This window comes from Armatimonadota bacterium, assembly GCA_028871815.1.
Lineage (GTDB): Bacteria > Armatimonadota > Chthonomonadetes > Chthonomonadales > Chthonomonadaceae > REEB205.
Genome location: JAGWMJ010000005.1, coordinates 211,408 through 224,649, shown reverse-complemented (window position 1 = coordinate 224,649; position 13,242 = coordinate 211,408). Strand labels below are relative to the sequence as shown.

Annotated in this window: 15 protein-coding genes; 6 read left to right on the top strand and 9 right to left on the bottom strand. The window is 63.0% G+C overall.

Annotated elements, in window-relative coordinates; all coding sequences use genetic code 11:
* The 5 genes from KGJ62_08360 to gap form a co-directional block, all read right to left on the bottom strand.
* Window positions 1–428 (bottom strand): hypothetical protein (locus KGJ62_08360; GenBank protein MDE2126588.1); only part of this gene is annotated, 428 nt, incomplete at its 3' end.
* 345 nt (window positions 429–773) lie between these two features.
* Window positions 774–1,574, bottom strand: a complete 801-nt coding sequence (gene tpiA / locus KGJ62_08355; protein MDE2126587.1) for a triose-phosphate isomerase — start codon at window positions 1,572–1,574, stop codon at window positions 774–776.
* Window positions 1,574–2,026 carry an OsmC family protein gene (locus KGJ62_08350; GenBank protein MDE2126586.1) on the bottom strand — a complete coding sequence of 151 codons (453 nt, stop codon included), beginning with the start codon at window positions 2,024–2,026 and terminating at the stop codon, window positions 1,574–1,576. The genes tpiA and KGJ62_08350 overlap by 1 nt, the downstream gene beginning before the upstream one ends.
* 22 nt (window positions 2,027–2,048) lie before the next feature.
* Window positions 2,049–3,236, bottom strand: a complete 1,188-nt coding sequence (locus KGJ62_08345) for a phosphoglycerate kinase (GenBank protein ID MDE2126585.1) — start codon at window positions 3,234–3,236, stop codon at window positions 2,049–2,051.
* Window positions 3,237–3,243: 7 nt separating this feature from the next.
* The gene (gap, locus tag KGJ62_08340; protein ID MDE2126584.1) at window positions 3,244–4,260 is read right to left on the bottom strand and encodes a type I glyceraldehyde-3-phosphate dehydrogenase; all 1,017 of its coding nucleotides are present in this window, start codon (window positions 4,258–4,260) and stop codon (window positions 3,244–3,246) included.
* 181 nt (window positions 4,261–4,441) lie between these two features.
* Between gap and KGJ62_08335 the strand changes: the two genes are divergently transcribed.
* Entirely contained in the window at window positions 4,442–4,735 is a 294-nt protein-coding gene (locus KGJ62_08335; GenBank protein ID MDE2126583.1) for a hypothetical protein, read from the top strand.
* A 60-nt stretch (window positions 4,736–4,795) separates the two neighbouring features.
* Window positions 4,796–5,020, top strand: coding sequence for a peroxidase (locus KGJ62_08330; protein MDE2126582.1), 225 nt, complete (start codon window positions 4,796–4,798; stop codon window positions 5,018–5,020).
* Here KGJ62_08330 and KGJ62_08325 read toward each other — a convergent pair.
* Entirely contained in the window at window positions 4,980–5,753 is a 774-nt protein-coding gene (locus KGJ62_08325) for a hypothetical protein (protein MDE2126581.1), read from the bottom strand. The two genes, KGJ62_08330 and KGJ62_08325, sit on opposite strands and share 41 nt — an antisense overlap.
* A gap of 90 nt (window positions 5,754–5,843) precedes the next feature.
* Here KGJ62_08325 and KGJ62_08320 point away from each other — a divergent pair, with 90 nt between their 5' ends.
* From KGJ62_08320 to KGJ62_08310, 3 genes are all read left to right on the top strand, one after another.
* Window positions 5,844–6,470 carry a hypothetical protein gene (locus KGJ62_08320; GenBank protein ID MDE2126580.1) on the top strand — a complete coding sequence of 209 codons (627 nt, stop codon included), beginning with the start codon at window positions 5,844–5,846 and terminating at the stop codon, window positions 6,468–6,470.
* Between the two features lie 4 nt (window positions 6,471–6,474).
* Window positions 6,475–7,698 (top strand): PLP-dependent transferase, encoded by a 1,224-nt coding sequence (locus tag KGJ62_08315; protein ID MDE2126579.1) that lies wholly within the window; start codon window positions 6,475–6,477, stop codon window positions 7,696–7,698.
* Window positions 7,699–7,834: 136 nt separating this feature from the next.
* Window positions 7,835–8,338 (top strand): response regulator, encoded by a 504-nt coding sequence (locus KGJ62_08310; protein MDE2126578.1) that lies wholly within the window; start codon window positions 7,835–7,837, stop codon window positions 8,336–8,338.
* Here the strand turns inward: KGJ62_08310 and glpK are convergent.
* Window positions 8,335–9,837 (bottom strand): glycerol kinase GlpK, encoded by a 1,503-nt coding sequence (glpK, locus tag KGJ62_08305; GenBank protein MDE2126577.1) that lies wholly within the window; start codon window positions 9,835–9,837, stop codon window positions 8,335–8,337. The genes KGJ62_08310 and glpK overlap by 4 nt on opposite strands.
* Complete coding sequence (locus KGJ62_08300; GenBank protein ID MDE2126576.1) at window positions 9,838–11,070, bottom strand: glycoside hydrolase family 57 protein; 1,233 nt, start codon at window positions 11,068–11,070, stop codon at window positions 9,838–9,840.
* A 118-nt stretch (window positions 11,071–11,188) separates the two neighbouring features.
* On the opposite strand from KGJ62_08300, the gene KGJ62_08295 reads away from it, so the two are divergent.
* Complete coding sequence (locus KGJ62_08295; protein MDE2126575.1) at window positions 11,189–12,214, top strand: GNAT family N-acetyltransferase; 1,026 nt, start codon at window positions 11,189–11,191, stop codon at window positions 12,212–12,214.
* A 64-nt stretch (window positions 12,215–12,278) separates the two neighbouring features.
* Here the strand turns inward: KGJ62_08295 and KGJ62_08290 are convergent, their stop codons facing one another.
* Window positions 12,279–13,232 carry a J domain-containing protein gene (locus KGJ62_08290; protein ID MDE2126574.1) on the bottom strand — a complete coding sequence of 318 codons (954 nt, stop codon included), beginning with the start codon at window positions 13,230–13,232 and terminating at the stop codon, window positions 12,279–12,281.
* Between the last annotated feature and the right edge of the window lie 10 nt (window positions 13,233–13,242).

Genomic DNA, 13,242 nt, shown 5'->3' with positions numbered 1-13,242 from the left:
GCGGGGTACTCGCCGTTGCGCCGGAGCAGGTCGTTACCTATGGTGTACGCGGCAGTAAAGGTGCTCCCCTGCGTTTCCGTTACCGGCGCGCCGCCGGCGTACTGCGTGGAGGTGGTGGTGCCGGAGGCAGTTCGGCTCACGCGCCGGCCCAGAGCGTCATAGCCGAAACCGGTCACCGCCGTACCTTGGGTGATCGACTTGAGCTGGCCATCGTAGTCGAAGGCGATGGTGTACGCGGTACCGGCCAACGTGCGTCCGGTCTGCTCGCCGTTGGCGTTGTACGAATAGCTGTTCGCGAATCCGCCGCTGGTCGACGTAAGCTCATCGTCGTTATCCATCGTGAAGCTTGTAGAGGTGCTTCCCACCGTTTCGCCGGTGCGGTTTCCTACCGGATCCACGGTATACGAAATCGAAAACAAAGTCATCATAATCTAACAGACAAACCCTGTCAAGGATGCCACGAGCTTTATTTGACAATGTTCGCACGCATCCTGCATTCAAAAGGTAAAGCGAGTTGTTCGGGCCGGAAAGTTCCATCCGGGCGACTTTATTTAATTCGTTTGGACGTTTAAGTGCGGAAACGCTCGGTCCCGAGCGCCGTCTGCCGGCCCCGGAACCATCAACCCTACATCCGTCGGCTTCGCTCGGAATGACGACTGGGCGCCAGGATGGCGGAGCGAGGCGCGGCTGTTCTCGCGGCGCGCACGCCTCAGCGGAGCCTTGGCGGAGTGGGGCGGTTGCGAGGGCGCAGACCCCCGGTTGAGGCAGGCCCGTCAGGCCGCGGCTGCAATCGCGGCAAAATCGGCTGCGTTCAGGCTTGCGCCACCGACGAGTGCGCCGTCGATGTTCGGTTGTGCCAGCAGCTCCACGGCGTTGCCCGGTTTGACGCTTCCGCCGTACAGTACACGAACCGCCTCGCCCGCGCGGCTGCCGGCTGCCTCCGCCACCACCCCACGGATCATCGCACAGATACGCTCCGCCTCGGCGGCATCGCAGACCTCGCCCGTGCCAATAGCCCAAACCGGCTCGTAAGCCAACGCGATTTCCGAAAAGCTGCAATCACCGGGAATGCGTCCGATGGCCGCACGCGCCTGCTTGCAGATAATCGCATCCGCATGGCCGGCTTGTCGCTCGGCCAGCGTCTCCCCGACGCAGCAGATCGGCGCCAACCCGCCGGCCGCCGCCGCGGCAGCCTTCAGCGCAACGGTGGCGTCGTTGTCGGCAAAGCTGGCAAGAACCGCGGCATCCATATCCGGGTCGGGCGTGCCGAAACGCCCGCGCCGCTCGGAGTGACCCACAATCACGGTCCGGCAGCCGGCTTCCTTCAGCATCGCCGCGCTGATCTGGCCCGTGTATGCGCCGCTCGGCTTCCAGAACAGGTCCTGCGCGCCCAGGGCAACCGTGGTGCCGGCGAGCATGGCGGAAACCGCCGGTAGTGCGGTGAAAGGCGGGCATATCACCACCTCTGCGCTGGATTGCGGCAAAAGCGGCAGCAGATGTTCCACCAGTTCGGCCGCCTGGCCCAGCGTGCCGTTCAGCTTCCAGTTCCCGGCGATCAGTGGCCTGCGCGTCATCACGAATCTCGCGTGACGACGGGATGAACGGTCACTTCAACGTTGCCGCGCAGCGCGCATGAGATCATGCAGAGCTGTTCCGCCCTGGTGGTCAGGTCGGTGGCCAGCGCAAGCGCCGCATCGTCTCCATGGATGGTTATCTCTGGCATCAGGCGGATGGCAGTCACCTTCAACGAGCCGCCGGGCTGGGTGGTGATGTCGATTTCGCCTGCCATGGAATAGCCCGTGACTTCCAGGCTGCGGCGGGCGGCAAGGGCCGCATACGTAATGGCGTTGCATGCCATTACAGCGCCTAAAAGCATCTCCTCCGGGTTGGTGCGGCCGGGCGCGCCGCCCAGCTCGATCGGTATACCGTACTCGGCCTCCCCGGAGCCGCCGAACATCATCCCATGGCCCAGTGGGTAGCCGTGCTCCCAGTTGCAGCGCATCTTGATCACATGCGGATCACTCAATATCGGCCTCCTTGTTGTGCCGTCACCTATCCTGCAGCGCGGCAACTCCGGGCAGCACGCGGCCCTCCAAAAACTCGAGGCTGGCGCCGCCGCCCGTTGAGATGTGCGTCATCCGGTCTGCGAAGCCCATCTGCTCCACCGCTGCCGCCGAATCCCCGCCGCCTACGATGGTGATAGCTTGCGAGCTTGCCATGGCCTCTGCAATTGCCCGGGTGCCCTCGGCAAACTTTGCAAACTCGAAGATTCCCATCGGCCCGTTCCAGATCACCGTGCCGGCGCCCATTAACGCAGCGGCAAACCTCCGGCGTGTGTTTGGGCCGATATCGGCGCCCTCCCACCCATCGGGTATCGAGCCGGCGCCGGCGATTCTGGTGTCGCACGCCGCCTCACCTGCGGTGAAGGGATTGGCGTTCGTAATCACCACGTCATCCGGCAGCAGCAGGCGCTCGCCGGCCGACGCGATCACCGACCGGCAGAACTCCAGGTTGGAGCTATCCAGCAGCGAGTTTCCGATCGAGCCACCCTGCGCTTTGATGAATGTGTATGCCATGCCACCACCAACGATGAGCGTATCCACACGCTGCAGCAGGGCCTCGATCACGCCAATCTTGTCCTTTACTTTGGCGCCACCGAGTATCGCAACGAACGGGCGTTTTGGGTCGGCAAGAGCGCCACCCAGGTACTCCAGCTCTCGCTGCATCAGCATGCCTGCCACGCCCGGCAGCAGGTGGGCAACACCTTCGGTGGAGGCGTGCGCGCGGTGAGCCGCGCCAAATGCATCGTTCACGTACAGGTCGGCAAGTTTTGCCAGCGACGCAGCGAATGCCGGGTCATTGGCCTCCTCTTCGGCGTGAAACCGAACGTTTTCCAGCAGCAGCACCCCGCCGGGCGGAAGCATGGCGACGGCGGTTTCAGCGGCCGGACCTATGCAGTCGGCGGCCAGCACCACCGGCATCCCCAACAACTCGGAAAGGCGTTCGGCCACGGGCGCCAGCGTGTATCTGGGCGTGATACCTTTGGGCCGTCCGAGATGTGAGCAGACGATAACCCGCGCGTCACGAGCCACCAGCGCCTGCAGAGTTGGCAGTGTAGCCCGGATACGCCGGTCGTCGGTAATAGCGCCGGACTCGTCCTGAGGTACGTTGAAATCCACGCGGACCAGCACGCGACGGCCGCGCACATCCACGTCGTCGATCGTCTTTTTGGACATTGCGCGCTTACAACCCCTGGTCGCCGAGGAACTTGACCAGGTCACCCACACGGCAAGCGTAGCCCCATTCGTTATCGTACCACGACACTACCTTGACCAGATCGCCGCCGACCGCGATGGTGTCGATTGCCGAGTAGATGCTTGAGTGCGAATTGCCCTTCATATCGCTGGAGACCAGCGGCAGCTCGGTGTACTCCACAATGCCGCGCATCGGGCCGGCAGCAGCGGCACGAACCGCCGCGTTAACTTCCTCAATGGTTGCCGCGCGCGAAAGCAGCGCCGTAAAGTCGACCACCGAGACGGTAGCCGTTGGAACGCGGAAAGCCATGCCACTGAACTTGCCCTGAAGCTCCGGCAGCACAAGGCCAACAGCGCGAGCCGCGCCCGTGGCGCTTGGCACGATGTTCTCGGCTCCGGCGCGCGCATCGCGCAGGTCATCCTTGGCTGCGGTATCCTGCAGCTTCTGTGAGTTGGTGTACGAGTGTACGGTTGTCAGAAGTCCCTTTTCAATTCCGAAGCTGTCGTTAAGGATTTTCGCGATCGGCGCCAGACCGTTGGTGGTGCAGGACGCGTTTGAAATGACGTGGTGCACCGCAGGGTTGTAGTCCTGCTGGTTGACGCCCAGAACAATCGTCAGGTCCTCTTTCTTGGCAGGCGCCGAAATCACCACTTTCTTCACGCCATGCCCCAGATGTGCCGCCGCCTTTGTGGCGTCGGTAAAGAACCCTGTCGCCTCGATTACAACATCCACTTCGGCCGTGGCCCAGGGAATCGCTGCCGGGTCGCGCTCAGCGAATACCGAAATCGATCGGCCGTTGACGGTCAATCCTGTTTCCGACGCGCTTACGTCACCTGCAAAAGGACCGTAGGTGGAGTCCCACTTAAACAGGTGTGCGTTCGTCCGGCTGTCGGTCAAATCATTGATGGCAGTAACCGAAATTGCGCCCGCATGGCGAGCCAGAATTGTTCGAAGCGTGAGGCGCCCAATGCGCCCAAAACCGTTGATCCCTACACGTACAGACATTAAGCGGGGTATCCTCCTCGTTGACCATCTGGAGTGGTCCGAGTTTCTACAACCTGTAGGTTAATTGCCATAGGTTGCAGTAATTCGCCAACACAGGTAGCCTTAGCCACAAATTATGACATCCACGCCGCAGGCGGGTCAAGCCCGTGAGCCCATGGGTTGATGGACCAGGAGTTGAAACATGCCGTGGATTAAAGTGGTTCCCCCGAACTCCAGCCCGGAGTTGACAGACGCCGTTCAACAGATGCGCCGGCACTACCCGCCGGAGTACGGTACGCCGGTACCCTCGGTGGACGAAATTGAGCGATCCAACAACGGCTGGGGGATTGTGGGGTCGCACTCCCTGCTGCCGGAAACGCTTCTCCATTCCTTCAGCGCCTTTGGCACGATGATGGCAGGCGATCTTCCCTTGAGCCGCCGCGATCATGAGTTGATCGCCACTACGGTCTCTGTGGTCAACCGGTGCTTCTATTGAATCGAGTCGCACGCAGAGTTTCTGCGCCGCGTAACGGGCGATTCCACGCTTTCGGAAGCCATGAAGACCGGTTGGACCCATGCCGCGCTTACGGGCAAGGAGCGCGCTATGTTGAAGTACACGGAGAAGCTCACTGCGCGTCCGGGCGATATGCAGCAATCCGACGTGGAGGCGCTGCGGGCCGCGGGCTACGACGATGTGGCGATCCTTCAGATCAATCTGATCGCCTCCTGGTTCAACTACATCAACCGGGTTGCCGATGGGCTCGGCATTGGCCATCGCTGAGGATGGCATCGATCAGTGATGGCAGCTGGGCAAGATCGGTGATGGAAGCGGCTACCCCGTCTGGCGAGCTGCAGTCGGTATCCGGGAGCACGCACGAGTGTATGGCGGTGGCGCCGGCAGCAATCGCCCACTCCAGCGACTCCGGCTGGTTATCCACTACGATCCACGGCTGTACAGCGGCGCTCAGGGCAAAGCAGCGCTCGTAGTACTCTGGGCCCTCCTTGGCGCAATCGATCAGATCCGGACCGAAGCGGTAACCGGCGAAGTCCCGAACCCCGAGTCCGCGTAGCGCATACAGCAGGTGGTCGGAATCCTGGCCGGATGCAAGGTGGATGCCGACCGGCATTTTATCCAGAGTATCGAGGAGCTCCAGCGCGCCGGCAATCGGCGTTCCGACGCTTAGAAGCGATCGCTGGAATGCGTCGATGATAATTGCCACGTTCTCGTCCGTCGCCGGCAGTCCGGCCTGCGCCAGCGCCGCCCGCGCCTCGCGACCGCGGACCTCGTGCAGCCATTGGCGATATCCAGCCAGTGGATTACCCACGAAGAGCGCCCTGTACTCCGCCTCCAGCCGCCCGAGGATTTCTACCGCTGCATCGCTCCAGAATCGGCTCTCGCCACCCAGGCGATGCATCGCAACATCGCCTATGGCGCGGACCCATGCGATCATAAATGCGGAGAAATCTACCAGCGTATCGTCAAAATCGAGGAATAGGGCGCCGGAAGTTGTCATAGAGATGGGCAATCCGATCGGTTACCAGCGTCCGCCGGCGGGAACTGATCCGCAGGATTGGGTCACATAACAGGAGAATATGTCTTTATTATGATGTCGGATAGAAACCATCGCCGGTACAACGGCTCGATCTTCGTTGCTATTGCCCTGTTTACCTGCGCCATTGTGTGCATGGCCGGGTCACCCGCACAAGCGCAGCGGCGCAGAAAACTCCGGCGCCACATCGTGGTAAAGTCGCGAACCGCGCATCCGGTCACCGATAAGCTCTCGGTGCTTCAGGTAGTCAAAACGTGGGAAACGGCCTACGAGCACAAGCAGCGTGAGCGGATGTTGATGACGCTGATGGAGCCATCGGAAGACGCTGAAACGCTGGAGAAGCGGTATCAGTGGCTGCGCGGCTACGGCCCGCACGACATGCCCGGATCCAGGCACCCTCCCATTCTCTTTGACAACGACCGCGGGTCGTTCGTGCCGGGCGACTACAAAGTGTTGGAGGTGCTGAAACAGAGCCCGACCGCGTGGCGCGTCACCGTCGCGGAACATGGCACCTACCATGACGAGGACGGCAACTGGAAAGTGGAACGGCAGCGCGACGTGAAGGTGGTAAAGTACAACAACAAGTGGTACGTAGCCGACTACGTACTACGCTCCAATACGGAAGACTACGGCTTTTACGTGGACGATATCGCGGATACCATGGTGAAGGCCGGCCACTGAAACCATGACGAATCACCCAGACAGCCCATCGGATCTCTCCCCGGAAACGGTCTGTGCGCACTGGGGTGAAGACCCCGCCGAGTACTTTGGCGCGGCTGTGCCGCCGATCTATCAGACCTCGCTCTTTACCGGTCCTTCAACTTCGGAGCGGTTTACCGGCGCCCACGGCAAGAACGCCTATTCGTACTCACGCGTATCCAACCCGACCACCGGAATCGTGGAGGCCAAGCTTGCCGCTTTGGAAGGCGGTGAGGCCGCGCGGTGTTTCGGCAGCGGAATGGCTGCCATCTCCGGCGCCATCCTCTCGTGCGTTCGGGCCGGCGACCACGTCATTGCGGTGGATACCGCTTACGGGCCGACCCGGGGCTTCCTCACCGACTTTGCCGCCCGCTTTGGTGTGGATACCACGTTTGTGGAAGGCAGTGATCCCGCCGAGATTCGCCGTGCCATCCGAACCGAAACGCGGCTGATCTACCTGGAATCGCCCTCGAGCGGCGTCATGAAACAGCAGGATCTTGGCGCGGTGGCCGCGGTTGCCAAAGAGCACGGCATCGCCACGATATGTGACAACTCCTGGGCATCTCCGGTTTTCCAGAATCCACTGGCGTTCGGTATCGATCTGGTGGTGCACTCGGCCACCAAGTATCTGGGCGGGCACAGCGATATTGTGGCTGGAGCGGCCATTGGAAACGGTGACTGTATCAACCGCCTGCGCCAGAATGAAGCTCCGTCGCTCGGCGGTATGCTGGACCCGTTTGCGGCGTGGCTGCTGCTTCGAGGTCTCCGTACGCTCCCGATCCGTATGGAGCGGCATCACCAGTCGGCGCGGAGTATAGGGCTCTGGCTGCAGCAGCACCCGTTCGTGGCGCACGTCTACTATCCCGGCCTTCCCGGCGATCCGCAGCCGCGGCTGACGGAACGCCAGCTCCGCGGCACGAGCGGACTCCTCAGCTTCCGCCTCCACCGGAGCGATCGCGATACAACGTGCGGCGTCATCGACCGGCTCAGGTGGTTCGGTATCGGCTGCAGTTGGGGCGGCTTCGAAAGCCTCGCCATACCGATGCTCCTCCCGCCGGACGCAACCGGCGCCGCGGAGGGGGAGTATATTATCCGCCTGCACATCGGCCTGGAGGGCGTTGAGGATCTGCGTGCGGATTTGGACCAGGCTCTTACAGGTGCGCACGCCGGAGCGCCGGCGTCGCACGACCGGGAATTTGCGCGGCTGTGACCGATTGCACAAACCGCAGTTGAGCCGGCACTATCAATCCATGCGGCTTTTCCCCGACGTCTGGTCGCAGCATCGGCACGGCGATGCTTTGTCTATCACTTGTGTGCAATTGATTCTGCTTTCAGGGCGCTGACATATGCATGTTGACGGGCACGGCGAACCGCCGCAACACCGCAAGGATTCCGGGCGGTCCGGACAAGCGTCCGGAGAGCTGTTCCGTGCGCTGCTTCTGGAAGATAGCGACGATGATGCCGCGCTGGTGGGATACAACCTGAAGCGAGCCGGCCTGAACCCGGCACTGCGGCGCGTTAACGGCGAGCGCGACTTTCGGGCCGCGCTCGAAGAGTCGTGGGATGTCATCATCTCAGACTACGAGCTGCCGCAGTACGATGGACTTCAGGCGCTCGAACTGGTTCAGCAGTTGCCGGAGCCGCCGCCGTTCATTCTCTACTCAGGCGCCGTGAACACCGCTATTGGTAAGCATTTCGTAGCGCGTGGCGCGTTTGCCTGGGTCTCCAAGGATAAGGCAGCCGAGTTGCCCGCCGTCATCCTCTCTGCCGTGCGTCGCCCGCGTGCCGTGGAGGAGGATGGTAGAACCTCCGGTGCATGGTCTCTGCGGATAGAAAACGGCCGCGGCTAGCCTTCCGGTTTTGACGGGTGGTGTCGGCATCTGGCCACCGACTCGCGCCAGCGGGACATCACGTCTTCGCGCCACCGATCCGGCTTGACGGGCTCAAATCGCCTCTGGTGGCGCCTGCCGCGCGCAAACGCGTCGATATCGGGCCACACGCCCGCGGCGATGCCGGCTAGCCCGGCCGCGCCCGCAGCGGTTGTTTCGCAGTTTTCCGGGCACGTGACGGGAACGCCGAGCAGATCGGCCTGCATCTGCATCAGAAGGTTGTTGCGTGCCATGCCGCCATCGGCGCGCAGCTCCGGCAGCTTCAGCCCGGTATCCTTCTGCGCCGCTTCCACAACCTCGCATGTCTGCACGCAAACCGCCTCCAGTGCGGCGAATGCGAGGTGCGCCGCGGTGGTCGCCCGGGTGATCCCGGTGATGGCGCCACGGGCGTAGGGATCCCAATAAGGCGCGCCAAGCCCCGTGAACGCCGGCACAAATGTCACGCCGCCGGAATTGGGCGCCGACGCCGCCAGCGCCTCGACATCGGATGCAGCCCCGATGATCCCCAAACCATCGCGGAGCCACTGAACCGCGGCCCCGGCGGTGAACACACTTCCTTCCAGAGCCATCGTGGTATCGCGTCCGATCGTCCAGCCGACAGTTGACAGCAGCCCGTGCTTCGATTCCGCCGGCGCCGCGCCGGTGTTCATCAGCAGAAATGCGCCGGTGCCGTACGTGTTCTTCGCCGTACCGGGCCGGATGCACGCCTGGCCGAAAGCCGCAGCCTGCTGGTCACCGGCGACGCCCGTGATCGGGATACGCCGTCCTAAATGCTCGGCGCTCGTCTCGGCGGCATGTCCGCTGCTGGCGACTACCTTCGGCAACAGCGCCGGTGGGATGCCGAACAGCGCCAACAGCCTCGGATCCCAGCTCAGAGTACGGATGTTGAAGAGCAGCGTCCGTGATGCGTTGGAAGTGTCGGTAACGTGGCAGCCGCCGTTGGTCAGCTTCCATATCAGCCAGCTGTCGATGGTGCCGAATGCCAGGTCGCCGCGCTCCGCAGCCTGCCGGATATCTGCGCTTCGGTCCAGCATCCATGCCAGTTTGGTGGCGCTGAAGTAAGGATCGAGGGTGAGGCCTGTCCGCTCCACGACGTCGACCAGGCATCCCATCGCCCGCAGTTCATCGCACCGGCCGGCGGTCCGGCGATCCTGCCACACAATCGCGGGGCCCATCGGCACGCCGGTACGCCGTTCCCAAAGCACGGTCGTCTCTCGCTGGTTCGCGATGCCGATACAGGCGAGGTCTGCGGCAGACCGTCGGGCCGCCTGGAGGGCTCCCTGCATCACGGCGCGCTGCGCCTGCCATATCTCCTCGGGGTCTTGCTCTACCCAGCCCGGTTCCGGGCAGCTCAGACGCAGCTCACTTGCGGAAGAGCCCAGTACCCGCATGTCGCTGTCCATCACCATCGCGCGCGCGCTGGTGGTGCCGGCATCCAGCGCCAGGATCAGGTCGCCCAGCTATTTACCTTTCGCGCGCGCAAGCTCCGATGTACGCCGGCGCAGGTCGTACAGCGCTGTCTGGAGCCGCACGAACGCGGAGAACGGCGAACCATAGGCGCTGAAGTACTGATGTACGTCGCCATCGTTCATTCCCTTGTCGCTGAGGTAGTAGAGATGGTCACTCGTCTGCATGTAGCGCCAGTACCGCTGCAGGTCGGCATCTCCGGCCGCGGTTATCGGACCGTCCAGGCGCTTGATCTCTTCGTAGGCCAGTCTCTGCGGCTCGTTGCCGAGCCATGCAGAGGTATCCCGCTCCTTGTCGGCCCAGCTGATTGTAGCGTAGTCATCCACAACCACCGTGTCATGCACCGGCAGGCGCCTCACTGCATCGGTAGGCGTAACAAACTCCAACTGTGGATGTACACGCACGGCGTCCGGGAGCGCGCGCAAAAAATCGAAGATGCCGGTATCGGCCCAGATGTGTTCGCCAAGCGCTTCATAATCCATCGCCAACGTCACGTTCATGTCGGTGTTGTTTGCCAACCAACCGGCAAACGTTTCGGCGTTCAGCGGCCAACCCTCCCAGTTCCGGTTCGGAAAGCGATATGCCACGTCATCCGAAAGCTGGTAGTTGCGCAGCAGCACGGGCAGTCCGCACGGCGCGGCGTAGACAAAGTCGGGTGAGCGTCCGTCCAACACCCAGTCGACGCCTTCCGTGATGATTCCCTCGAAGCCCAGGTACTTTGCGGCCGCGGCAATCGAGTTGTTGTAGATGCACTCCGTATTTCTGAAAACCGTTGGTTTGCGCCCGAACAGTCGCTCGATGGTTTGGGAGTGCAACTGGACCTGAGCATTGAACTCGCTGCGATGGGCGTCGAACAAGCTGCTCAGCGAGTGGTAGTAGGTCTCGGCGGTAAACTCCACGCAGCGCGACTGCGCCAGCTCCTGAAACAGCGCGAGCACACCGGGATCGTATCGCGCCGCCGAGTCCAGAAACGTGCCGGAGAGACCGAACGCAAGTCTGAACGGCTTCGGCTCGCCGTGGTAGCGCTCTACAAGATCGAGCAGCGCGCGGGTTGCCGGGTAGTAGCATTTCTGCGCCACGCGGTGGAAGATATCTCGGTTCAGAGTCTCGTCGAAATAGAAGTCAAAGAGCTCCTCGGGACTGCGTGCGCCGGTGTCCAGCCTCGTCTCGTAGGGCTTGAGGCGAATCGGCTGGTGAGCGAAGAAGAAGAGCGTTACAAGGGTCATGCTCGGGGCCTCTCTGAGTGCAACGGATTATAGCGCGGTTTGACCGCCGCGCCGCTGTTTTACATCCGAAACGAGGAGAATTGCCGGAAGCGGTGGAATCACCCTGGCGGTAACCAGCATGATAACGGAACCCATCGGTGGCGCCGCCCAGCCGCGTGATCTACCGCCCGGCATCCGGGTACGGTCCGGCACGGTGGATGATGAGTTTGCCTCCTTTGAGGTCATGCGCCGGTCATTCGGCTCCGATGTCGGCTGGAGCGCGCATGCCGCGATCCGGCATCATTTGCGGGAATCTCCCGGCGCCGCATTTTTTGTTGCCGAGGAGCAGCCACGCTTCGGCGCTGCCCGCGTCGTTGGCTACGCACGCTCGCTCGTGCGCGACGCACACTGGATGTTGACCGAGTTCTTCCTGATTCCTTCATGGAGCGGTCGCGGTATCGGTACGGCGTTACTGCGGGCATGCCTTAACTCGGGACGGGCAGCACGCTCGCGATTTATCCTGGCATCTGAGGATCGCTCGGCAGATGCCCTCTATATCCGGCATGCGCTCCTGCTGCCGCGGATGCCGATGATGCTCTTTACGGGTCCACTTGCGAGCCTTGCCAATCAATGGCGGCCGGACCGCGTGGCTCTCAGCGATGCCGACGCGCACGCCGGCGCACCACTGGTCGCCGAGCCAATGGTTCCAGAGCCACACGTGCTGGATGCACTGGACGTCCTTGATCGCGGTACGCTGGGTTATGCGCGCCGGCCCGAGCATCTGTTCTGGATGCAGGATTCGGGTGGACCACACGGAGCCTCCCGGCTCTTTCGCGATGTGACGCTCCCGGGCTCACCGATTGTTGCCTACGGTTATATCGGGCCAAACGCCAGCGGTCCCATACTCACTATCGGCGCGGGTATGCAGCCGGATATCGTGGCCGCGCTGTGCCGCCGGGCGCAGGATGGCGTGCGACCCCACGCCGGCGGCCAACAGGCGCCGATCAACGAAACCCATTGGGCAGTTGCGGGCACCAACGAGGTGATGCTTCGGTGGCTGCTGGGCGCTGGCTGGCGGATCGGTTTCCAATACCTGTACATGTCGTCGCACGACGCCCCGCATTTCGAAAGGTACGTTTGCTGCACGCCGCTCTATGTGATGTAGCCGGCCGACGATCCGCTAGCCCGTCCTCCGGCAAATGGCGCCGCGTCTGCGACCCAGGCCACACTCAGCGCGAAGCGCTCGTAATTGAAACCGGCCCGCGCAGGTCATCCGCGCTGAAGAGGAGCGGATTGCCGGATGCAAACCTCCTCGCTACAAGGCGCAGGTCGTGCTGCGATGTACCGGGAAACGCCTGGACCACACAGCCGCGCCCGTCGCGGAATGTTGCGGTCAACATGCGATAGGCCGAATAGCCGGCAGGCTCGAACCAGAGGCAGCAGGTTCCTCGGCCAACCGGAAACCGGCCGGCGCCATATCGCAGCCCGCAGACAACCGATATCGGTTCTACCGCCCCAGGCGGCCAGTCGGCCCACAGTGGGAACGAGCGCGTTACAACGTGTCGCGGAGCATCCACGTTCCACGCAACCATATGCAGCGTAACGTGGCCAAGGATCCGCTGGCCGGTTCGGTTGGCCACCAGTCCCGATACCAAGTCCGGCTCGGCCACGCCCCAACGCAGACCGGAGGTATCGATCTGTTGCAGCAGGCCGATGGTAGGCGCTGGGACGATCTGCGGCGGCGCCGTGGCAGGTGACGCTGTCGCCTCGTAGCGCGGCAGGCTGCGCCATACCAGCAGCGCGACGGCCGCAACGCAGATCAGGATGACAATCCGCCGTCGACGCTGGATGCGCCGGGTGCGCTGCGCGGCCTTCGCGCCCAGCGCCGCGGCGGCAGCGGATGCTGCTTCGGGGTCCGGTACAAATGGGGCGGGTCGTTCTGCCCGGACCGCCGGTCCGGAATCCGGGCGGAAAGCATCTTCGCCGCGGGCCTCACGGTCCGCACGGACCAATTCCCAGGCGGCGTTCAGAGAGCCGGTGACCTGGCCGGCGCGGTCACGGCGATCCGGCGGCTGCCGATCGGGGTGGTTGGCTTGCGCCAACTCGAGGTAGCGACGGCGTACTTCGTCGAGCGGCGCATCGGCGGCAACTCCGAGGATGGCCCGCGCTTCCGAAAGGTTCATGGAAGGAGTG

Coding starts and splice junctions, on each gene's coding strand:
- KGJ62_08300 (MDE2126576.1), bottom strand. CDS start 11,070: ATGACCCTTGTAACGCTCTTCTTCTTCGCTCACCAGCCGATTCGCCTC.
- tpiA (MDE2126587.1), bottom strand. CDS start 1,574: ATGACGCGCAGGCCACTGATCGCCGGGAACTGGAAGCTGAACGGCACG.
- KGJ62_08310 (MDE2126578.1), top strand. CDS start 7,835: ATGCATGTTGACGGGCACGGCGAACCGCCGCAACACCGCAAGGATTCC.
- KGJ62_08290 (MDE2126574.1), bottom strand. CDS start 13,232: ATGAACCTTTCGGAAGCGCGGGCCATCCTCGGAGTTGCCGCCGATGCG.
- gap (MDE2126584.1), bottom strand. CDS start 4,260: ATGTCTGTACGTGTAGGGATCAACGGTTTTGGGCGCATTGGGCGCCTC.
- KGJ62_08325 (MDE2126581.1), bottom strand. CDS start 5,753: ATGACAACTTCCGGCGCCCTATTCCTCGATTTTGACGATACGCTGGTA.
- KGJ62_08295 (MDE2126575.1), top strand. CDS start 11,189: ATGATAACGGAACCCATCGGTGGCGCCGCCCAGCCGCGTGATCTACCG.
- KGJ62_08345 (MDE2126585.1), bottom strand. CDS start 3,236: ATGTCCAAAAAGACGATCGACGACGTGGATGTGCGCGGCCGTCGCGTG.
- KGJ62_08330 (MDE2126582.1), top strand. CDS start 4,796: ATGAAGACCGGTTGGACCCATGCCGCGCTTACGGGCAAGGAGCGCGCT.
- KGJ62_08315 (MDE2126579.1), top strand. CDS start 6,475: ATGACGAATCACCCAGACAGCCCATCGGATCTCTCCCCGGAAACGGTC.
- KGJ62_08320 (MDE2126580.1), top strand. CDS start 5,844: ATGATGTCGGATAGAAACCATCGCCGGTACAACGGCTCGATCTTCGTT.
- KGJ62_08335 (MDE2126583.1), top strand. CDS start 4,442: ATGCCGTGGATTAAAGTGGTTCCCCCGAACTCCAGCCCGGAGTTGACA.